The sequence below is a fragment of the Lactobacillus sp. VURO6/B1 (VP7) genome (genome assembly GCF_058139575.1).
The window spans coordinates 80369-102636 of the sequence record NZ_JBVOWJ010000005.1 but is presented as its reverse complement, the minus strand read 5'-3'; the positions used below and the strand labels follow the sequence as shown (position 1 = coordinate 102636).

Annotated in this window: 20 protein-coding genes; 12 read left to right on the top strand and 8 right to left on the bottom strand. The window is 33.2% G+C overall.

Annotated features, from left to right (window positions below; genetic code table 11):
* Positions 1 to 4 precede the first annotated feature (4 nt).
* The gene (locus ACZ2M0_RS04015) at positions 5 to 1480 is read right to left on the bottom strand and encodes a glycoside hydrolase family 1 protein (protein ID WP_490058619.1); all 1476 of its coding nucleotides are present in this window, start codon (positions 1478 to 1480) and stop codon (positions 5 to 7) included.
* 120 nt (positions 1481 to 1600) lie between these two features.
* Here ACZ2M0_RS04015 and ACZ2M0_RS04010 point away from each other — a divergent pair, with 120 nt between their 5' ends.
* From ACZ2M0_RS04010 to ACZ2M0_RS04000, 3 genes are all read left to right on the top strand, one after another.
* Positions 1601 to 2596, top strand: a complete 996-nt coding sequence (locus tag ACZ2M0_RS04010) for an AraC family transcriptional regulator (protein ID WP_052726920.1) — start codon at positions 1601 to 1603, stop codon at positions 2594 to 2596.
* Positions 2597 to 2850: 254 nt separating this feature from the next.
* Complete coding sequence (locus tag ACZ2M0_RS04005; RefSeq protein ID WP_490058618.1) at positions 2851 to 3741, top strand: DUF3737 family protein; 891 nt, start codon at positions 2851 to 2853, stop codon at positions 3739 to 3741.
* Between the two features lie 5 nt (positions 3742 to 3746).
* On the top strand, positions 3747 to 4913 hold the full coding sequence (locus ACZ2M0_RS04000; protein ID WP_490058617.1) for a MalY/PatB family protein: 1167 nt from the start codon (positions 3747 to 3749) through the stop codon (positions 4911 to 4913).
* Positions 4914 to 5449: 536 nt separating this feature from the next.
* On the opposite strand, the gene ACZ2M0_RS03995 is transcribed toward ACZ2M0_RS04000, so the two are convergent.
* The 5 genes from ACZ2M0_RS03995 to ACZ2M0_RS03975 form a co-directional block, all read right to left on the bottom strand.
* Entirely contained in the window at positions 5450 to 5935 is a 486-nt protein-coding gene (locus tag ACZ2M0_RS03995) for a hypothetical protein (RefSeq protein WP_045928807.1), read from the bottom strand.
* The gene (locus ACZ2M0_RS03990; RefSeq protein WP_490058616.1) at positions 5928 to 6746 is read right to left on the bottom strand and encodes a DUF3100 domain-containing protein; all 819 of its coding nucleotides are present in this window, start codon (positions 6744 to 6746) and stop codon (positions 5928 to 5930) included. The genes ACZ2M0_RS03995 and ACZ2M0_RS03990 overlap by 8 nt, the downstream gene beginning before the upstream one ends.
* A 1-nt stretch (position 6747) precedes the next feature.
* The gene (locus tag ACZ2M0_RS03985) at positions 6748 to 8013 is read right to left on the bottom strand and encodes a M20/M25/M40 family metallo-hydrolase (protein WP_490058615.1); all 1266 of its coding nucleotides are present in this window, start codon (positions 8011 to 8013) and stop codon (positions 6748 to 6750) included.
* A gap of 1181 nt (positions 8014 to 9194) precedes the next feature.
* A complete protein-coding gene (locus ACZ2M0_RS03980) occupies positions 9195 to 9356 on the bottom strand; it encodes a hypothetical protein (protein WP_490058614.1) in 162 nt (53 codons plus the stop codon).
* Between the two features lie 137 nt (positions 9357 to 9493).
* Positions 9494 to 10138, bottom strand: a complete 645-nt coding sequence (locus tag ACZ2M0_RS03975) for an NAD(P)H-binding protein (protein ID WP_490058637.1) — start codon at positions 10136 to 10138, stop codon at positions 9494 to 9496.
* Between the two features lie 156 nt (positions 10139 to 10294).
* On the opposite strand from ACZ2M0_RS03975, the gene ACZ2M0_RS03970 reads away from it, so the two are divergent.
* Complete coding sequence (locus ACZ2M0_RS03970; RefSeq protein ID WP_490058613.1) at positions 10295 to 10735, top strand: MerR family transcriptional regulator; 441 nt, start codon at positions 10295 to 10297, stop codon at positions 10733 to 10735.
* 93 nt (positions 10736 to 10828) lie between these two features.
* Here the strand turns inward: ACZ2M0_RS03970 and ACZ2M0_RS03965 are convergent, their stop codons facing one another.
* Positions 10829 to 11194: a DUF805 domain-containing protein gene (locus ACZ2M0_RS03965; protein ID WP_490058612.1), complete on the bottom strand. Its 366-nt coding sequence runs from the start codon at positions 11192 to 11194 to the stop codon at positions 10829 to 10831.
* 161 nt (positions 11195 to 11355) lie between these two features.
* On the opposite strand from ACZ2M0_RS03965, the gene ACZ2M0_RS03960 reads away from it, so the two are divergent.
* The 7 genes from ACZ2M0_RS03960 to ACZ2M0_RS03930 all read left to right on the top strand — a co-directional run bounded on the left by ACZ2M0_RS03960 (position 11356) and on the right by ACZ2M0_RS03930 (position 18186).
* Positions 11356 to 12243 carry an SDR family oxidoreductase gene (locus tag ACZ2M0_RS03960; protein WP_490058611.1) on the top strand — a complete coding sequence of 296 codons (888 nt, stop codon included), beginning with the start codon at positions 11356 to 11358 and terminating at the stop codon, positions 12241 to 12243.
* Between the two features lie 145 nt (positions 12244 to 12388).
* On the top strand, positions 12389 to 12874 hold the full coding sequence (locus ACZ2M0_RS03955) for a GNAT family N-acetyltransferase (RefSeq protein ID WP_490058610.1): 486 nt from the start codon (positions 12389 to 12391) through the stop codon (positions 12872 to 12874).
* Between the two features lie 45 nt (positions 12875 to 12919).
* The gene (locus ACZ2M0_RS03950; RefSeq protein ID WP_490058609.1) at positions 12920 to 13312 is read left to right on the top strand and encodes a cytidine deaminase family protein; all 393 of its coding nucleotides are present in this window, start codon (positions 12920 to 12922) and stop codon (positions 13310 to 13312) included.
* The gene (locus ACZ2M0_RS03945) at positions 13312 to 13755 is read left to right on the top strand and encodes an ASCH domain-containing protein (protein ID WP_223902325.1); all 444 of its coding nucleotides are present in this window, start codon (positions 13312 to 13314) and stop codon (positions 13753 to 13755) included. Before ACZ2M0_RS03950 ends, ACZ2M0_RS03945 begins: the two co-directional genes overlap by 1 nt.
* A 275-nt stretch (positions 13756 to 14030) precedes the next feature.
* Positions 14031 to 15581 (top strand): ATP-binding cassette domain-containing protein, encoded by a 1551-nt coding sequence (locus tag ACZ2M0_RS03940; protein WP_490058608.1) that lies wholly within the window; start codon positions 14031 to 14033, stop codon positions 15579 to 15581.
* A 463-nt stretch (positions 15582 to 16044) separates the two neighbouring features.
* The gene (locus tag ACZ2M0_RS03935) at positions 16045 to 16773 is read left to right on the top strand and encodes a gamma-glutamyl-gamma-aminobutyrate hydrolase family protein (protein WP_490058607.1); all 729 of its coding nucleotides are present in this window, start codon (positions 16045 to 16047) and stop codon (positions 16771 to 16773) included.
* Positions 16774 to 16782: 9 nt separating this feature from the next.
* On the top strand, positions 16783 to 18186 hold the full coding sequence (locus ACZ2M0_RS03930; RefSeq protein ID WP_490058606.1) for an APC family permease: 1404 nt from the start codon (positions 16783 to 16785) through the stop codon (positions 18184 to 18186).
* A 59-nt stretch (positions 18187 to 18245) separates the two neighbouring features.
* On the opposite strand, the gene ACZ2M0_RS03925 is transcribed toward ACZ2M0_RS03930, so the two are convergent.
* Positions 18246 to 19142: an alpha/beta hydrolase gene (locus ACZ2M0_RS03925; RefSeq protein WP_490058605.1), complete on the bottom strand. Its 897-nt coding sequence runs from the start codon at positions 19140 to 19142 to the stop codon at positions 18246 to 18248.
* 219 nt (positions 19143 to 19361) lie between these two features.
* Here ACZ2M0_RS03925 and ACZ2M0_RS03920 point away from each other — a divergent pair, with 219 nt between their 5' ends.
* Positions 19362 to 22079, top strand: a complete 2718-nt coding sequence (locus ACZ2M0_RS03920; RefSeq protein WP_490058604.1) for a sigma 54-interacting transcriptional regulator — start codon at positions 19362 to 19364, stop codon at positions 22077 to 22079.
* The last annotated feature ends 189 nt before the right edge of the window (positions 22080 to 22268 follow it).

Here is a 22268-nt window from a genome sequence, read left to right as displayed (position 1 = left end):
ATATTTATTTCTTTTTCGACTTAGCTATGTGTTCTTGGATTCGATTCTTGTACCAGTAAAATGAATCCTTTTTGTATCTTTTTCCTGTGCCTTTGCCACCATTATCTAAATCGACATAGATTACACCATATCTTTTGTCCATGGTTAACGGACCGCAAGAAACGATGTCGATTATGCCCCACATAGTGTAAGCAATTAAATTTACGCCATCTTTTACAGCTTTATCTAATTGATCTATATGGGCACTAAGATATGCGATGCGGTAATCGTCGTGTATTTTGTGATCTGAAGTCAATTCGTCATGGGCACCAATACCATTTTCTGCAACAATAATTGGTAGGTGATAGCGATCATATATTTGGTTAAGAGTGAACCTTAAGCCAATAGGATCGATTTGCCAGCCCCACTCGGATTCCTTTAAATAGGGGTTTTTCTTAGTCATAATCAGATTGCCTGCAGTTTGCTCCCAATTGTCATCATTGGTAGACACTTGTGAAAAGTAGTATGAGAAGGAAACAAAGCCAACAGTTCCGTCTTTTAGTAATTCTTTATCACCGGGTTCAAAATGAATGTGAACGTTGATTTTATCAAAATAACGTTTCATGTATTCTGGATAGTAGCCCCTTGCTAAAACATCTAAGTAAAACCAATTTGAATACTGGTCATCTTGGATGGCTTGCAAGTTGTCTTCCGGCTTTGAAGTTGCCGGATAGGTGGTAAAACGGGCAATCATGCCACCAACTAGTTTTCCTGGCACAAGCTCTCGTCCTAGTTGTACTGCTCTAGCACTACATAAAAATTGGTGATGTAAGCATTGAAAAATTTCCTGATCCATGTTCTTTTCTGTACCAGGTATTAAGCAAACTCCATCCCAAGGGGAAAACTTAGCAGCGTTTATTTCATTGAATGGCAACCAGTAATCTACCAAGTCACCTAATCTTTTATATAAAACAGTTACATATTTTTCGAAAAATGAAATAATTTTTCTGTTTTTCCAGCCACCGTATTTTATGACCAAATTAACGGGGATGTCATAGTGAATCATTGTAGCGAAAACTTTTATGCCGTATTTTTTACACTCAGTAAACATGTCACGGTAATATTTAATTCCTTCTTCATTAGGTTCTTGATCGTCACCGTTGGGGAAGATTCTTGACCAACTAATAGAAGTACGAAAAATTTGCAATCCCAGTTCTGCCAGCATTTTTATATCTTCTTTATAATGATGATAGAAATCAATACCTCTTCTGAGGGGATAATATTTTGTTCCCTGATCTTTCAATGCTTGATCAAATTCCTCTTGTGAAAAAGGATTATTTTGGTGCTTATCTTCAATTTGCTCAGGTGTCCAGCTAGGATCTAGATAGCGTAAATCTTGTGTAGAAATTCCTTTGCCTCCTTCTTGAAAGCCTCCATCTGCTTGAGAACACGCAATTGCTCCTCCAAGCAGGTAATTTTTATCATAATCTTTTTTCTTCATATTTATTTAACTCACTTTCTAAGTTTTTGTACCGCTTACAATGCTATAATAATTGGAGTTGTAAATCATTTAAATATCATTAACAGTTTTATTTTTTATCATATTCATTAAGGTAACATTGTGAGCAAATTATTACAGCAAAAAATTTTTCAAACTACAGATAGCGAAGAATGGCATTTACGAAATAAGAACAAATTAAGTCCTTTTTACAAAACATTAAAAACTAAAAATTATCATGGTCATCAAGTATTCTTCTTTGATTTTGTCAATACGTTAAAGGAAAACAAAATAGGTATGATTCGCGAAACACGATATACAACAATACCACCGCATTTACATAAAGATATGGAAATGAATTATATTTATTCTGGGAAATGTACATTTTTTATTAATGGTAGAAAAATTACTTTGAGGAAAGGTGATGTATGTATTTTAGATACAGATGTTATAAATAGTGCCGCATATAAGGGGACTAAGGACATAGTTTTTAATATAATATTTAAAAAAGAATATTTTTCTTCAAACTTTTTATCACAGTTTAACGGTTCAGATACTTTGAGCAGATTTTTGTTGAATGCAATTATAGGTAAACAAAGCTCCGATAACTTTTTAATCTTTCATACAGAAAACACAAAAAAATTTGCGCAAATTTTTGATATGCTTTTAGAAGAGCATTATTTTCCTAAATCCAATAGTATTAACATAATTGAAAATTATTGTTCGATTTTATTTTTTTATTTGAGCAGGATAATTGGTGATGATAATCAAAATTTAATTGTCAATACGGCCGATAAGAATGTTTTACAGATTTTGCAAACTATTGAGAAGAAAGATGGCAATTGTTCACTCAATGAAGTAGCAAAAGAACTTCATTTTTCTGTTAGCACAATTTATAAGTTGTTAAAAGAAGTAACTGGTAAAAATTTTTCTCAGATTAAAATTGAAACACAGTTAAAAAGAGCAAAATTTCTTCTATCTGAAACGTCATTGCCTATCACTGAAATTATGTTAAACGTAGGTATTAAAAATACAACTTTTTTCTATAGTAAGTTTTATGAAAAATTTGGCGAAACCCCCAAACAATTTAGGCAGAAAAATCAGCACTTGCAGATTTAAAAAAACAATAAATGTAATAATTATTTAATAGCCTTATCATATAGCTTACAAATATACAATGAGTTTTTAATTAAATGATAAAATACCTATGTAACCAATGATATGCTTGTTATAACTATTTGTAATAAAGGAACCTAATCAAATAGCATTTTAAGTTGGAAGCTTTTCAGAGGATAATAAAGAATTAGGGTTTTTCCTGGCAATAATACAAAAAATCAAAAATTTCAAAAATACAAAAGAGAAAAGAGATCGGGATGAATATTATCAAAAATCATTTTTTTGAAGGTGAAAGAATTCTTTTTGGACTAAAAAATTCGGAGCTGGTAGGAATTACTTTTGGTGAAGGTGAGTCGCCGCTTAAGGAAGCCAGTAAAATTGATATCAAGGATTCTATCTTTAAATGGAAATATCCATTATGGTATGACAGGGACATTAATGTGGATAATACTGTATTTGAAACTATGGCTCGCAGTGGTATATGGTATACCAAAAATATTTCTATTAAAAATTCGGCTTTGCAGGCTCCAAAATTATTTAGGAGAGCAGAAAAAATAGTCTTAGACAATGTTCATTTTGCTAATGCTGCAGAAACGATGTGGACCTGTAAAGATATTAGAATTACCAATAGCCAAGTTAACGGTGACTATTTTGGTAAAGACAGTCAAAACATCTATCTTGACCACGTTAGTGTTATTGGTAATTATGCTTTTGACGGAGCTAAAAATATTGAAGTACATCACTCCACTTTTATTTCTAAAGATGCTTTTTGGAATTGTCAAAATGTTGCTGTGTATGATTCGATAATAGATGGTGAATATTTGGCATGGAACGGACAAAATATCAAGTTTATCAATTGTAAAATTGAAAGCGACCAGGGGCTTAATTACATCGATCATCTGGAATTGAAAAATACCAGTTTAATTCATACTGACTTAGCATTTGAATATGTTTCTAATATTAATGCTACAATTTCAAGCAAAATTGACAGTGTGAAAAATCCAATTTCTGGTAAAATTTCTGCTCCTGCAATTGGTAAATTAATTTTAGATCCTCAAAAAATAACTCCTAGTGAAACTGAAATTGATTGTGCTAAAATTGATGCGAAAGTTAATCATTCAGATGAAAATCAGAAACCGAAGGATTAGAAATAATGGATAAGTATGATTTTATTAATGCACCAGATAGAAGAGATACAGATTCAGTCAAATGGCATGTCAAGAAGGGCGATTTGCCAATGTCAATTGCTGATATGGATTTTAAAACAGCATCCGAAATAATTGACGCAATGAAAAGGAAAGTTGATCGCGGTGTTTTTGGCTACGAGTGGCCTGAAGATGACTATTTTAATGCGGTGGCTGACTGGTACGAAAAAGAACATGGTCATCGGCCTCAGCAGGAATGGATGATTTTTACTACAGGGGTGGTACCCGCAATTTCTGCAATTGTAAGACGAGTTTCCCATATTGGCGATAACGTTTTAGTCCAAGCTCCTGTATATAATGTTTTCTACAATTCAATTGAAAATAATGGCCGACATGTTTTATCCAATGACTTGCAATTTGATGGTGAAAATTATGCAATCAACTGGGATGATCTCGAACAGAAATTAGCCTTACCTTTGACAACACTAATGATTTTTTGTAATCCTCATAATCCCATTGGTAAGGTATGGACTCAAAAAGAAGTGCAAAGAATTGCAGATTTATGCTATCAACATCATGTAGTTCTTTTATCTGATGAAATTCATGGCGACTTGGTGCGCAAGGGCCCAGACTATACCCCAGCTTTTTCAGTGAATAATCCTGCACGCGAAAACGTTGTTTCATTAGTTTCACCCAGTAAAACTTTTAACGTTGCTGCACTACACGCAGCAACAGCGATTGTACCAAATAGTAATTTGCGCGCTATGGTTAATCGCGGTCTTAATAGCGATGAGTTAGCTGAACCAAATTTGCTGGCAATTCCTGGAACAATTGCTGCCTATGAACATGGTCACAACTGGCTAGAGGCATTGATTAAGCAATTAAATGTTAATTTCACTTATGCTGAAGAATTCATCAATAAGAACCTTCCACAAGTTAAGGTAGTTGCAGGCGCAGCAACATACTTAATTTGGCTTGATGTAAGTCAAGTTAGTAGTGACTCGCAAAAATTAGCGGAATTCTTAGAAAAAACAACTGGGTTGGTTTTGTCACCCGGAAGCATTTATCGTGGAAATGGTCATAACTTTTTGCGTATGAATCTTGCCTGCCCCTTAACAATGGTTAAAGATGGCTTAGAACGGTTAAAAGTGGGATTGACAGAATATTTGGCTTGAGAGTTTTAAAAAGGCGACTATGGTAATTATCATAATCGCCTTTTTATTGCCTAAAATTGTAGCGGATCAGAAATGTTTCCAGTATTTCATAATCTTTATGCATATTGAAAATATATGATTCTAAAAATCACATTGTTTCATGTGAAACTGGAAAAGTAACGAACCAAATAGTTAAAGTAGACAATTAAACGGTATTTCCCAGGAAATATTGTTTAATTAGTTAATACCTTGATAAATTGGTTAAAAGTATTTGCTATCTTATGATTAGACTCTATCCCTAAGTTCAATCCATGCAGATATGGATTAGCCAGCTTAGATTGAAGTAAATTACTGGTATTTTTAAAATTGAATATAATGCCAACAAAACTAAAAAAGTAGTTAATCAGGCCTAGTTTCTAAGTTACTGCAGTTGTGCCTTTCAAATTGACTGTGTATAGCTAGTCTTTCAATTTTTATAAAAATATATGTAGGCAAAAAGAAAAAGTCGCTTAAACTAATTGCAGTTATGGCGACTTTTAGCTTTTCAAAAAATACTTTTAACTAAGATTAAGAGCAATTTGTGAGATTAAGGTGTCCATAAAGTACATACCAAAGAAAACAAAAATTGCTACGATTAAAATCTTCCAGGATATTTTAGTCAGTTCTTTCAAACGGTGGGTAACTGATATTCCAGCAAATGCTAGAACAGAGGTTGTTAGTGACAAAAAGTCTACAGCATTGATAACGCGAACGCAGTAGGGACTAAGCAAACAAAAAATTAGAGAAACAATTGAAACCCAGCCTAAAATAGGGAAGCCCTGAATGATTTTCCAAGGCACTTTTTTCATCAGCATACTAATAACTATGCCTAATAACGAAAAAAGCCATAACATACCTAAACCAATGAATGTGTCAGTAGTAATTGGTGTGCTTTTGGGATTTCTAATTAATTTAACCCATTGAACAAATAATACTAAGCTAACACTAAGTAAAAGAATGACTGCATCTTTAAATAATTCATATAAATTGTTTTCTTTAGTCATGATCTGGATAAACTTCTTTCTTTTTGTCTAGTAGGCTGGTGATGTGTGTGTACATGAATCTTTGCAGAGGCACTGCTAGGAAGTACATGATATAAGTGCCAATAAAACTAGTTAGCAATTGACTGGCCGCGGCAAAGGACAAAATAGTGTCACTGTGTTTTGGTACCAAAGCTGCTAAAGACGATGAAGCTGCAGTCATCATTGAACTAGAACCAACACCGGCACTCATTGCAACAGCTTTATAGTTAAAGCCCATGCCTAGAAGAAGTGGAGCAAGGATTGAAAAGATAATTGAACCAAAAATGGTACCAATTAAATAAATTCCAAGTACGCCACGACCTTCAGGGGAATTTAGCGTGTATTTTTCACTAATATATGCTAGTTCACCTTCACGGCCTAAGCCTAAGGTTGAACCTATAGCTTCTTCTCTTAAGCCAAGTAATAATGCTACAGGTAGCCCGAAGATAATCGTGCCTAAATTACCTAATTCGTGGACTAGAAAAACCCAACCAACAGAAATAATTTCATTGATTTTAGGAGCCACATTTGCCCCATACCGTGCCATTAAAGGCAACATGATAAGAATCATGTATTTACCGGCAAATTGCACCCGTTTATCGTTATAGAGTTTTTTAATAGGCTTTGCTGGGATTAAATAAACTAAAATAGCAATAATTACCGCAAATACTAGAGGTAAGATAGAAATTTCAATTTTGCCGATTTTAAATACTTGGGTACTGATCATTTCAGAGACTGTATCTATTAACAACACTAAAATGATTAGCGGACCATATGCTTTTAAATATTTCATTTTATTTTGCCATCTTTTCTAATTCAGTTAGATATTCTTCTTTTGTTTTCTTATAAGTTTTTACCTGATCTAAGTTATTTGAAATCTTAAGAATACTGTTAAAGACAAATTCAGGAAAAATTGCTAGTACAAATTCAGGGTCAACTAAAGTAAAATCATCACCATGAATTGTTCCGTTCCAGCCGCCATAACCGATTTGAATGGTTGGTATTAAGAAACTAACATCTCCAATATCACCTGCTGCCATTGTGTAGCCACGGTCTTCTATTAAACCGGTAATTTTTTTATTTGCAGAAAAGACGTCTTTCACTATAGCACTCATACTCTTACTGGAAATCAAAGGCAGGTAGCCAACTTGCCGTTCAGATTCAACAGAACCACCAAGTGCTGATGCACAGCCTTCTGCTGCCTGTTTAAAACGGTTCATTAGTTTTTGTGCATTGTCTATGTCAAAAAATCTTAAGTCCGTACCCATTTTAATATGATCAGGAATGACGTTAATTGATTCATGATTTTCTCCAATAAATACTGGATTGAATCTTATACGATTGGGATCCTTAATTTGTTGACGTTGCAAAGCTAAAGCAGTATTGAATAGTGTTGCTATGCTTTGAGCATTAATACCTGCATCTGGAGCGAAGGCTGCGTGACTAGCTTTGCCATAAAAATCAAAATATTCAAAATTAAAGCCTGCAAGATCACAATTAATTTCGATAGTGCGTTCATCAAAATCTTCGCCAATTGCATGAACTGAAACACAATAGTCAATATCGTCAAAAATGCCAAGTTTAATAGCTTCTTGTTTGCCACCGAAGTAATCTAGTTTACCTGCCTCTTTTTGTTGTTTTCTCCAGGCAAGATCAACAAATTCTTCTGACGGAGTGAAGATAAAAGCTAGATTGGCCCCAAAATCCTCAAGTCGGTGATCGTTAATTACTTCATTCAAGATTGCAAGTGCAGTAGTGACTTGGGTGTAATGACCACAAGCTTGAGCAGCACCAGTATTCACATCTGCTAGTTTGTGATTAGGCTGATAGAGTGAGTCTATTTCAGCGATAATTCCAATAGTTTTCTGGCTGCCATTAGTTAGTGTTACCTTTAAACCTGTATTTAGATAATGTTCGACTTTTAACTCGGGGCTAATTTTGTTAATTTCAGCTTCAATCTTTTTAGATGTTTTAAATTCTTTATAACCAAGTTCTGGATTATGAAGTAAAAAATCAGCAGTTTCAGCTAGTTCAGCATAGTATTTTTGAAAACTTGACATTGTATCCTCACTTTTTGTTTTATTATTATCATATGTGACAATAATAAGAATAAAATAAAATTAGCAACTATGCAAGAACAAAAATATTAGCTTGTGTTATTAAAGTTCGTATTTTATAATTTTTTCTATCAAAATATGTTACTAGAGGGTAGGTATTGATATTTGGACGAAAAGAAAAAATAAATTATTGAAATTACTAAAAAAGCAGATAAATCACATTTTGATGATTTATCTGCACCCGAAATTATAGTTTAAAAGTTGTTTTTAAAACAGAAATAGTTAAGAGCTTTATCTGTAAAAGTAAAAAATATAAAATATATTGCAATACAAATTAAAAATAGCAGAAGATTTCTACCACTAGCCCAAAATGGCGAACAATTCGGTAAAAATTTTTCAACCAAAATGCTGCTTATCATTATGGAGAAAAAGTATGCCAAAAACTGATAAAGTTTAAAGTGTTTGGGCTTACTTCTTAATCTTTTTTGATTTGCTGTTAGTTTTTGTTTATTTGTTTCCATAATTACACTCTATTTTTAAAATATAAAAATTGCAACTGGACTTAAAGCTAAGGCAGTTAATTCTGAGATTGTCATTTTATTAATTTGAAATTAATCATTCCTTTGCTTTTTAACTTTTGTACCGGTACCTTTTAAATTATATAAAAAATTTAATCATAAGCAAGTGATTAATTTAATGTAAATATTATTTATCCTATGATAATTATATCAATATTTTATATACGTTTAAGATAATGTATATTATAAATATTGAAAAAGGTACTACCAGATCAAGCTAATATTTAAATTAAAGTAAATAATTGAAATGCTTTTATAATAAAAACAATTACTAAATTACATGTTTATCATTTGACAGAATCAATTTTTCAGTAGATACTGGCAAAAGTTTGGTTTGTAAATGCTGTTAAACTCAGTAATAGTCAGCTACTTGTTTGCTGGAAAGATAAAAATATATCAGTTAAAGAATTACAGATTATACAGACTTTTATCGCTTGATTGATGCATGATAGTCAATTCTTGTTTCATGTGAAACATAATTATAATATGGACGTTTCTTCGATATTTTGAGTAATACCCAGTTAGCGTAATGAAAATTAAAATAGTCTGAATGATAATCACTATTTCTAAAATGACCTTTATTGAGACAATTACCATCGAATCTTGCTAAACAGATTGAACTTTGACCACGACCGTGTGTAAATGATGCAATAATAAAGTCTCCAGTTGAATATCAACAATATTTTTGCCCACTTTTTCAACAATGCTCAATGTTTCATGCTTCGTAGTTGAATTTGCAGAAATTTTGATATACCACAGAATCACCATAAATCAGATTCGCATACAGAGGAACGAACAACTTTTAAGATTGCATTATTTCCTGGTTGAAGTTTGGGCATAGGACATTCTTTTAATTCACTCTGCTTAGTTTAATAAATGCTCCTGCTTTCATTTATACTAGCTCTTTAGTAAACAGGCCGATCTTTTCCCTGTGTATCTGGATCGGCAATTCCAATGCTGTCATTATCATATAATGCAGGATTGCGCACAATTTTTAAAATTGCGTCTGCAATGCTTTTGCGTGAACCTGAAACCCCAATATAAGGTTCATTATGAGTAGTAATAGAATATTTGATTTCATTACAATCATTGAGCCAGGGTAAACGTAAAGTAGTATAATGCAAGCCAGATCTTGCTAAAAGTTTGTCCGAGTTAATGGCAGCCTGTAGTCCCGGCATAACAAATTGATGATTCCACCGGCCAAATTCACCGTCAACTTCGTTATATATACCCAGAATGTTAGCAAAAATTACACGTGAAACATGGTTAACTTTCATTGCTTCAATTACGTTTTTAGTAATGATATTGTCTTTAGTGTGATCTACAACGTCTACGAAAACTATATCTTGGTTATGCATAGCTTTATTAACGGCCTGATTGTCAGTTAAATCAACTTCCATTATTTGGGCTCTGGATTCCAATGAACATAAGCGATGTGGATTGCGCAAACCCAGAGTCAATTTGATATCTTTAAAAGTATCTTCAGATAATATTCTGCTTTCAACGATTCGAGCTATTTGACCATTAGCCGCTAAAATTAAGAAATTTATAATTACACCCCTTTTTGTAATTAATGTTCAGTATAGTGGGTTCGAGTAACTCTAAGTCAAATTTTTTAATAAATGTCGTTTAGTTTAGTTGAAAGTGAAATATAAAAAATAAGTGCTTTATCCTGTCTTGGTGAAGTTGCTAAAAAGGAGATAATAATGAAAAAATTTAGAATTAAAGATGTCAGCGAATTGCTGGGAATTAGTACATATACTTTACGCTACTATGAAAAAATTGGTTTATTAAAATTTGTTAAACGTGACGAAAATGGGATTCGTGAATTTGAACCAAATGATCTGATAGTGATTAGTACAATTATTTATCTAAGAAAAACGGGAATGCCACTTAAGGAAATCAAAAAGTATCTTAAACTAGCTGAGAATGGTATTGATACAGTTGAGCAGCGCAAGGAAATGTTTTTAAAACAGAAACAAAAAGTGATAGAAAAAATAAGGGTACTGGATAAATCAATGGAAGTAATTAATTATAAGCTTAATTTTTATGATAAAGCTGCGAAAAAACATAGTATGGACGTATGCAGGGATGAGCGCAAAAAGTGGTTAGCGGAAATATTGTCTGGAAAAGAAAAAGTGCAATAACTGCACTAAAGGTACATTATTACACATAATTTATATTATTTAAGTTTAAACAAAGCAACTTGGGCAGGCTTAAAGCAAAAGATTAACATTATTTTAATCGTAATTATTTGCTTTTGACGGCAGCAGCATTAAGATAATAAACCAAATATCTCCAATGATTGGTATTATCATAATTAGAACCCACCAGCCAGAGCGATTAGTATCATGTAAACGACGAAAACGCAAAGATAGCATTGCAATCCAAACAACGAAGGAAATAATGAGAGAACTAGTCTTTATACTCCAATCGCCCCAATTATAAATATCATTAATTGAATGGCCTAATAAACCTTCAACTAAATGCATTAAAACAAAAGCTAATACCCAGTTAATAATTACTGGCCACCAATATTCAGACCGATTAGCAGTACCAGAAAAATTAAAGATATTCTGCCAGAATTTTTTATAAGATTTAAGCATTGAATTTTTCCTCCTGTTTATAGCTCATAAATTCATCATAGAACAAAGAAAGTAATAGAGCAAAGATAATGTATTTTTTGTGCATTAATAAGCAATATTTTTGTTTTATTATTATAAAAGCGGTATCTTGAAATTGAATTTATTGAAGGGAGAAAGTACAAATGGACAATAAATTATCAGACCCGTTAAAACGTTATTATCATGATGATTTTCCTAAGCAATCACAAGAATATCCTGGACTGCAAAGTAAAATGGATCCAGTACCTGCTGGAGACATGAATGACTATGAAGGCCACGGCTTATTAAAAGGCCGTCATGCCCTTATCACTGGAGGTGATTCCGGTATTGGTCGTTCTGTAGCAATTGGCTTTGCCAAAGAAGGAGCCGATGTCGCCATTCAATATCTACCGGAAGAAGAATCCGATGCTAAAGATACAGCTGAACTCATTAAAAAGGCTGGACGTAAGGCAGTTTTGCTGCCAGCTGATTTCCGTAAACGCGGCGAAGCAGCAAAAGTTGTTGAAAAAGCTGTCAAAGAATTGGGCAGCTTAGAATTATTGGTAATGAACGCAGCTATCCAACAAAATGTTGATGGCATAGAGAATTTATCAATGGATCAAGTTCACGATACCTTTGAAGTTAATATCATCTCAATGTTTGAAATGGCTAAAGCGGCTGTACCGCATATGAAACCAGGCAGTGTAATTTTGACCTCGACTTCTTTAGAAGGATTCAGTCCATCACCAATATTGCTTGATTATGCTGCTACAAAAGCAGCAATTGTCAGCTTTTCTATTAATTTGGCTCAAAGTCTTGCTCCTAAAGGAATTAGAGTTAACAGTGTTGCACCTGGTCCGGTTTGGACTCCTTTGCAGGTTTGTGGTGGTCAGCCAACTGATGCACTTGCTACATTTGGTCAAGAAGTGCTATTGAAGCGTGCTGGACAACCTGATGAAATAGCCCATGTTTATATTTTCTTAGCCTCAAATCTGGCAAGTTATGTTACAGGACAAGTATATGGTGCAACAGGTGGACCAGCAATTAATTAAAGGGTAACAAATAAAATCTTAGTTTCCGTTTTTGTTTCTATGTGAGCAAAAGCGGATTTTTTTAGCTAAATTTGCCTTTTGGATGGGTTTTCAGTATATTTAATAATTAATTAGTATTTAATATCCAAAGAATAGGGGTGAAGAAATGAATAAAAGTATTTTTCAAAAAATAGCACTACTGTCGCAAAAAAATGCCAGGATTATTGCAGATGAGTGGCATTACGACGGACAATATGCTTTTTATGATATGAAAAATGATCAAGAAGATTATGATGAAATAATTTCTCCCAAATTGCGTAAAAATAACTACTTTCAGGTTTTGGATACAAACGACAACTTAGTCGCCTTCTTTTGTCTTGATCCAGATAAGAAGAAAAAAGAACAAGTTGAAGTTGGGTTGGGACTAGCTCCTAATCTAACTGGTCATGGTCTAGGCAGCGAATTTATAACTGTCATTGAAAATTTTGTCAAAGATAACTATGACTATAAAGTAATTGTTTTATCCGTTGCTGACTTTAATTTGCGTGCAATTAAGGTCTACCAAAGAGCTGGTTATGTCAAAAGAAATACTGAGATGGTACATTCAAATGGTGGCAGCTATAATTTTGATATCATGTCAAAGAAAATTTGAGTTAAGCTTTATAGATATTTGATGAAAGAATTGCAGGTGAAAATAATGCACAAAAAATGGCAAAAAATGTCTGAAGCAGCGAAAAAAGTGCAAGGGTTCACTGCTATTGGTCCCCATATGGAAGCTGGTGGTGTCGCTGCTGCTGTTCTAGCTGAATCAGGAAAAATTTATACGGGAGTTTGTGTTGACACAGCGTGCGGATTAGGCGTCTGTGCGGAACGTAGTGCTCTTTTTAATATGATTACCAATGACGAAACCAGAATTAGCCGGGTTTTAGCATTAATGGCAGATGGTAAAAAGGGAGCTCCATGTGGTGCTTGTCGCGAATTTATTGTTCAACTCATGGAAAAAGATTATCAACATGTTGAAGTGATGCTGGATTATGAAAGTGGGAAGGTCGCTACGATGGGTGAACTGACTCCAGAATGGTGGTTATAATGGACGAAAAAGTAAAACAATTCTGGTATAACTTTTGTCTTAAACACAATTTGGCTCTTGCTACTAAAGTTGATGCCTGGGCTTTTGGTTCTAATAAAGAAGATGCAGATAAATTAGCTAAATTAGTTGACAAGGGAATAAAAACTGCCACAACTTCGGAATATGTATCGGGTGATGAAGATATGCCTAAAGTTGGCGATTGGAACATAATTCTCGATGGTCAAGGTAAACCCGTCTGTGTTGTCCAAGACAAAGTTGTAGAAATTATTCCGTATAATCAAATTTCCGCAGAACATGCTTATCATGAAGGTGAAGGAGACCGTAGTTATCAATATTGGCGCACAGTTCATGATCAATTCTTTGAAGAAGAATTTAAAGCCAATGGTCAAAAATTTTATCCGCAGGCACCAATGGTATGTGAGATTTTTGAAAAAGTTGAATAATTTGTCTGTTGAAAAATCAAATAAATATGATATAGTTGAAACAATTTAGGAAATGAAGGTAATGCAAAAAATGGAGAATTAATTTCTGGTTTTATTAGTAAGCAAAAAAGTTTGATAACCAATGCTTTTATCATGCATTTTTGCCGATAATCAGAAATTAGTATTGTTCTCTATTAAGGTGGCGCTTTAATTTCACCGCTTTTTGTGCACTGCTAATCAAATTATGGGCAATTTGGTTATCAGTGCTTTTTATTTAGCAAAAAGCAGGTGCTAGTATGGAATATATTAGAATAACTAACCTCAACGTTGAAAATCGTGACGAATCTTTATTTTATGCTCCACATTTGAATATTCAGGACAATCAAATAATTGGTTTAATCGGGGATAATGGTGTAGGTAAAACCACATTGATTAATACTATTGTCCAAATGCCCACAACTTTCAGAGTAACGGGACAAATACTGCGCCATTGTCGTATTGTCTTGGTACCACAGCTTTTAAATAACGATGAGCAAAGTGGTGGGGAAAAAGAAAAAGAAGCCATTACTCAGGCAATAATCAGATTGGGTCAAGCCAAAGATTCTTTGCTAATTCTGGATGAACCAACTTCTAATTTAGATATTGAGCAACAAAGATGGCTAATTAAAGCCTTAAGTAGTTTAAAACAACCAATTTTGATAATTAGTCATGATCAGTCTTTTTTACAGAAACTTGTTAATGTTATTTGGCACATTAAAGATCATCAAGTTCATGAATTTAATGGTTCATATAGTGAATATTGTCAATTTCTCATAGCTGAAGAAAAAAGAAAAAAGATAGAATACCATGAAAAACTAACTAAAATTAAAAAACTAAAGAAAGATCAAAGGCAGGCTGAAATAAAGTCTCAAAATGCTACCAAGAAAAAGAAAGATATGTCTTGGTCGGATTGGAAAATAAAAGACAGCGGCAAGATTGAGAAAAGGCTTAGCCGAATTAGTACTCAATTAAAAAAACGTATAACAAGCGAGGAAGCTGCGCTGGAAAAACCACAAGTCCATCATACAATTACATTAAGTAACGTTAAAACAACAAACTTAGATCTATCACAAAAAAGTAGTTTGGTCAGATTAGGCATTCAAGATGTTGTCTTACACGGAAACAAATTGTTTAGTATAACAAAAGAATTGCAAATAAAAGGAAGAGAAAAAATTGCATTAACTGGCAAAAATGGTGTCGGAAAATCAGTTTTTTTAGCAAAATTATTTCATCAAAAACTTAACGCTTGGTTTAATCCGCAATTAAAAATCGGTTATGTTAAACAGAATATTGCTCAAGAAGCTGCGGTAAAGGAGACATTGATAGAAACAATTTCTAAGATCAGTGTTTTTGATAAAACAACTACCATGCAACTTCTAGGTGATTTACGTTTAAGAAGATTTTTGAATAACCAAGTCTGTGATTTAAGTGGAGGTCAGCTAGTTTGTTATAAATTGGCAAAGGTGTTATTAGGTGAACACAATTTACTGATACTTGATGAGCCAGATAATTTTTTGGATATTTCAGCTATTAACGCTCTTGAAGAGTTCTTAAAAAATTATCCATTTGCTATTATCCTGGTATCTCATGATCAAAACTTGCTGAAAAATTTGAATTTTGCAACCTGGGAAATAAAAAATCATAAATTAATTAAAACCACTGATTTTTCGAGTCATAAGAATACCAATATTGATAATCGGATTAATTTGCTGCAATTTAAATTAGATAAACTAATTGCTGACCCCAATGCTTCATTTAAAGAGATAGAAAATATTTCCCGGGAAATAAATAATCTCAAAAATAAATAAAGTCTCTAAAGAGAACCAAGTCTTATTAATTAAGGAAGCAGAAGCATTACTATTCTGGCCAGTATGATTAAAAAATAAAGTTGATTACCAAAAAGTCAATTAAAACTCGACTGTTACAGATATGTGTCTGTTTTAGAACAGGAAGTGGAGTTGCTGGAATTACAAATCTTGTTAATAAAATTAATTAAAAACAATGGAAATGAAACTTTGAAAAATTGAAAGTAGAAAGCTGATAATGATTATAGAGATAGAGGTTCAGTGGGATTAGCGAAAGGAGTAATGTACTTCTTAGATTGGCTGCAATTGAGGTTTGTGCCAAAGGAAAGAAAATAAGTTTAGTTTTTTACACTCAAGACTGCGAACTATTGCTATATTTTTTGATAAAAACAAATGGCACACTTAAATTGCTAATAACTATTATAATGTTAATAACTAGTAGTATAAGTTTAATTAAGGAGAAAAAATGACAAAACCAATTATTGGCATAGCAGGATCTGAAATGATTGATTCTGCTGGAATGCTTCCAGGATACAGACGTAGTTATGTTAATGAGGACTATGTGGATTCTGTTGTTAAAAATGGCGGAATTCCCTTTATAATTCCTTTTACTGAAGATAATGAAGTTATTAAAAGCCAGATGGCTCATGTGCAAGGATTGATTTTATCTGGTGGACATGATGTTGATCCTCACTTATATGGTGAAGAATTAATGCCTAAAATTGGTCCCATTTGGCCTCAGAGAGATCACTTTGACATGCTTTTATTAAAAATTGCTGAAGAATCTAATAAACCCGTTCTGGGAGTTTGCCGCGGGGCACAAATTATTAACGTAGCACATGGCGGCAGTCTCTACCAGGATGTTAGTTATCGCTCAGAGCAAACTCTAAAACACGAACAAGGTCATACACCTGATTTACCTACTCATAAAGTAACAATAAAGGAAAACAGCTTATTAGCTAAAACATTAGGTAAGACTGAATGCATGGTTAATTCTTTTCACCACCAATTAATTAAAAAGGTCGCCCCGGATTTGCTTGAAGTTGCGGATGCAAGCGATGGTGTCCCGGAAGGACTTGAAAATAAACAGGGTACTGTTTTGGCGATTCAATGGCACCCCGAAATGTTACATAATAATCCGGATACAGAATATATGAATAATTTATTTAAATTTGTGGTTAAAAATGCCAAGTAAGGAGTAATAATGACTCAAAATAAAAATGCTGGGGATAAACTAGGTTTCTGGTCAATTGTCTTTTTAGCAATTAATTCAATCATTGGCTCTGGTATCTTTTTGACGCCTGGGAGTGTGGTAAGTCAGGCAGGGAGCAAGGCCCTAATTGTCTATTTCATCGCTGCAATTTTTGCTTCAATTTTAGCAATTTCCTTTTCAGCAGCAGCCAAATACGTAACTAAGTCTGGCGCTTCTTATGCTTATTCTAAGGCAGCCTTTGGTGACAATGTTGGCTTTTACGTCGGTATCTTGCGCTATTTTTCAGCCAGTGTTGCTTGGGGAGTAATGGCTGTCGGTGTAATAAAGTCAACTATTTCTATTTTTGGTGGCAATCCTGACAAATTTTTAAATGTCACCATTGGCTTCATTATATTGATGCTTGCAGTAACTGTAATTAACTTATTTGGACAAAAATTTGTAAAACTTGTGATGAACATGGCTACAGCAGGTAAATTAGCTGCATTAATTTTGATCATAGTGGCAGGTGTCGTTTTACTTATTACCACTGGTGCCAGCCATAGTCTGTCGTCTGTCGACCAAATAACGCAAAATGGGCATAAAATAGTACCGGCTTTAACCACTACCGGTCTTGTTATGGCTGTTGTTTCTGCATTTTATGCTTTTACCGGTTTTGAATCAGTTGCTTCTGGTTCGGAAGATATGCAGGAACCGGAAAAGAATTTACCTAAGGCTATTCCACTGGCAATTTTGGTTATCGCTGCTATTTATATTGGAGTAGTCGCTGTAGCAATGGTTTTGGATCCTAAGGCATTGATGACGACTAAACAAGTGGTAGCAATTAGTGCGATTTTTAAAAATGATATATTGCGGGATGTAATTTTAGTCGGAGCGCTTATTTCGATGTTGGGAATAAATGTTGCCTCTAGTTTTAATGCACCGCGCATTTTGGAGGCAATGGCCCGTGAACATCAACTGCCGGCTACTTTAACAGAAAGGACTAAAAATAACTTTCCCATTAAAACTTTCTTTATTTCTGAAGCACTAGCTATTTTAGTACCCTTAGCTTTTCAATATAACATGACTAACTTGATTACGTTGAGTGCTATGGTCAGATTTTTAGGATTCATCATTGTTCCTCTGGCAGTAATCTGCTTTTACTATGGTAAAAATAAGCAGCCAATATTGCCGGCTCCTAAAAATGCATTGACTGATATTTTTGTACCAATATTGTCAATTGTTTTGGTAATCTTTTTGCTAGTCAAATATAATTGGCAAGCGCAATTTGGTATTATTGAAAATGGCAAAGTCGTTGGCGTTAACTGGTATGCAATTTTTATGATGATCTTTGGCTTCATAATTTTGCCGCTGTTTATGTTTTGGTTTTCCAGAAAAGAAAGAAGCAATCAGCAATAGCTTTAAAAGCATACAGTAAAAAACCGGGCTAGACAAGACTAGTTCGGTTTTTTACACTGTTAATTAATGTATTTACGGAAAAAGTTTAGCTCATCTTCATTACATTTCTTGGCCAATTCATCTTTTTGATTAACATGAAAAACATGACCTCGTGGGTGTTCCTTATCACCATAGAAATGAAGTTCATGGTAAACATTTTTGGCTTTCAGGTAGCCTGACAGCATATAGGCATTATCACGCAAGAAATCATCTGTGCAAGTCATTAAGAAAAGCGGTGGCATTGCTTGAGTTAAAAATTGTTCCGCATCTAATTCGTCATGCTTATTTAAGAGAATTTCAGGTCTGAAATAGGCTTCGGGTGCCCCAGTATATGATGGAATTTCAGTTAGGAAGTAGGCGCCACAATTTAAAGCGGCAGCTTTAATTGTTAAACGAGGTACTGAATAACCAAAATACTTACGGTATTCATTGTTAGTGTATGCTGCTAAAATTTGTTCTCCCATTTGGCCGCCGGCACTGTCTCCAACAATAAAGACGTTATTTAGATCGAATTGATATTTTGTCGCATTTTCCTCTTGGGCTACCCAATGAAATACACGGTTGATATCATCCAGTTCTCCGGGATAGGCCACATCTGGTGCTAAGCGATAATTGGCATTAACTACGGCAAATCCTTCTTTAGCCAGAGCCAAGCAATAAAACTGATAAGTTTCTTTGGTGCCATATATCCAGCCACCACCATGAATATTTACGATTACCGGTAATTTAGCATGGGTTCTATTCTTTGGTAAATAAACATCGAGTATCTGATACTTAGGATCCTTACCATAGGAAATATTGTCAAACCTTTCTACTTCCGGAATTTGTGTTGGCAATCCAGCATCGCGCTGATCATCACCTTTTTTAATTACTTTTCGTGTTTCTTCAACTAATTTTCGATAGTCAGGTTCTGACATTTTACAGCTCTCCTTTTTTGTAATCGCTTTAGTATTATATTTTACTTCATCACGAGTAAAAAAGAACGGTATTAAGACTTTTTAAAGTGATAATAAAGAAACTTTGTAATAGCTAATTCTTATAAAAGTAAGTACTAATTTTTAAACATCAATTAGCATAACTTGAACAGCTTTAATAAAACAACTAACATAATTGGTAAATAAATATGGGGTTTTTAAATGAATGTAAAGCAAAAAGTGTTAACTTTAATTAAAAAAAGCCAACAGGAAAACAATCAATATTTATCAACTACTGATTTGGCAGAAAAACTTAGCCTTAAACGTAATACAGTTAGTCACTATCTAAATCAGTTAGTTAAAGAAAATGAATTAATAAAAATTAATACACGCCCAGCAGTATTTATTTTTAAAAAAATTGCTGAGAAAAAATCAGGATGTGTATTAGACAATGAGTATAGCAGTATAAAAGAGTTACAGAAAAAGTATCGTGATGAAGATGTCTTTAATAACGTAATTGGACATGATAAATCACTTTATAGCCAAATAAAAAAACTCAAAGCAGCTGCATCATACCCAGGAAGCTTACCAATTCTTATTAATGGACAAACAGGAACAGGTAAAAGCTATATCGCACGAAAGTATTTCGAATATTGTGTAGCAGAAGATTACATTTCTAAAGATGGTAAATTTGTCAGTTTTAATTGTGCGGAATATGCGGATAATCCAGAACTGCTGACGGGAACTCTATTTGGTTATGTAAAGGGAGCTTTCACTGGCGCAGATAGTAATCATCTTGGGCTTTTTGATGAAGCCGATGGAGGCATGCTCTTTCTAGATGAAGTTCACAGACTAGATGCCAAAGGACAAGAAAAACTTTTTTCATATTTAGATAATGGCAGTATTTCTGCTTTAGGAGATGCAGGAAACAAGAAAAAAGTAAATGTAAGGTTAATTTGTGCGACTACAGAAGATATTCAGAGTAGCTTCCTAGAGACATTTATTAGAAGAATCCCAATTCAAATTTCAATGCCTCCTTTGAAAGAGCGTACACAAAATGAGATTCGTGCTTTAATTATTTATTTTTATATTCAACATGCTCAAAAGATCAACAAAAGCTTTAAAATTAATAATCAAGTTTTCTTAACGCTGAGCAATGTTAACTATCAAAATAATATTGGTCAATTAAAAAATGATGTTTTATTGTCTGTTGCCAGTGCTTTGGAAAAAGATAGTAATTCCAAAATTATAAGTATTAAACTTGCAGATTTACCACAAGATATTTTGCCTTCAAGCTTAGCTGAAGTTAATAATTCAGTCAAAAGTAGCGCAGACTTAAATATTAAACCTACTAGTAAAATTACTGACTTTATTGAAAGCGAAAATAGCACTAATTATATTAATAAAGCGATCCAAAAGATATACTTGTTATATCAAAAAGAGGACTTTTTACAGTTTAGATCAAAAGCTTTTGATGTTGTTAACTCTCTATGTGATTATTTAATTTTTAAAAAAGATGACTTAAACATAGGTGAATTACCCTTAAATTTGATAAAAAACACACTTAACCAAGAAGTAGGTTATTTGAAAAATGATTTTTATAATGACTTTAATGGCAACATTATTGTAGCTATTTCTTATTACTTTTATTTTCGACAGGAAAATCATTGGGCAATTTCTTCTAAAGAGAGCCAATTGATTAGAGAAATCATTGCAAAATTAAATGAAGTAACCTACGTCAAGCAAATTGTGCAAGTAATCTTGGATACTATAAACAAAACCCTGAACTTGTATACTGATGAAGTCGACAGAATGTTTCTGACTATTTATCTTGAAAGTATAAAAAGAAGTACTAATTCTGACCTAATTCACTGCATATTGTTAGCACATGGTTATTCCACTGCAAGTAGTATTGCTGACACGGTTAACAAAATAATAGGTGAACCATTGCTGGATTCTTTTGATATGCCAATTGATATTAAACCTGAAGATATAGCTCAGAAAGTAGCAAACTATATTCGTGTAAGACATGTCACTAAAGGAATAATTTTAATGGCAGATATGGGTTCTTTAGAAAAGATACCTGAATTAATAAAAACGGAAATAAACTTTCCTATAGTTATTTTTAATAACGTATCAACCCAATTAGCATTGTTTGCTGCTGAGTATATTAAAAAGAAAAAACCTTTATCAGCTATGGCTAAAGATTTAAATCAAGTTATTCATAATGATTATCGTATTATATATCCTAAGATGATCAAGCAGAATGTTATCATTGTTTGCTGTACAACTGGAATAGGGACTGCTGAAAAGATAAAAACAATGATTAAAGATAGCTTACCAAATAAAACCAAAATAATGGTGAAGGCATATTCTTACGACTCATTAAAGATAGAAGACCAGGAAAATACTCTTAAAAGAAAATATAATATTCTAACAATTATAGGGACTGTAAACCCTGGATATGAAAAAATCCCATATATTTCAATCGATCAACTTGTAAATGGATCTAAATTAACTACATTAAAAGATTCTTTGCAAGGTATCCTAAGTAAACAAGATTTATATAAATTTAATGATTCTATTCTTAAAAACTTCAGTATAGAAAGAGTAATTAATTCCTTAACAATTTTGGATACTAAAGCAGTTATAAGAAACATTAGTTTTTGTCTTGAAAAAATGAATAATTATCTCAATAAAAGATTATCAAACCAAACAACAATGGCACTTTATGTGCATATTAGTTGCATGATTGAAAGAATTATTCGCAACCAGTCCTTAGAGAACAGTCCAAGAAATTTTACAGACAGTAAGGAAAAAGAAAAAGGGATTGAGACAATAAAATTAGCTTTACACCCACTTGAAGAAATCTATAATATTAGAATTCCTAAGACGGAGCTAAAATATATATATGAGTTAGTTTTTAATTATGATAGATAATAATCAGACACTATTTATAGTTCCTGGTTATAGTGTCCAAATCATAGTATTAAGCTGGAATAAATAATATAAAAAGCAGATTGTGGAAAAGTGATATGATCCCTCAAGTTTGTTCTAATTTTAGGGTTCACATCAAACCAAACTGTTTTTTTTGACACTGGGTTGGCACACTTTTTGCTATTAAATTGG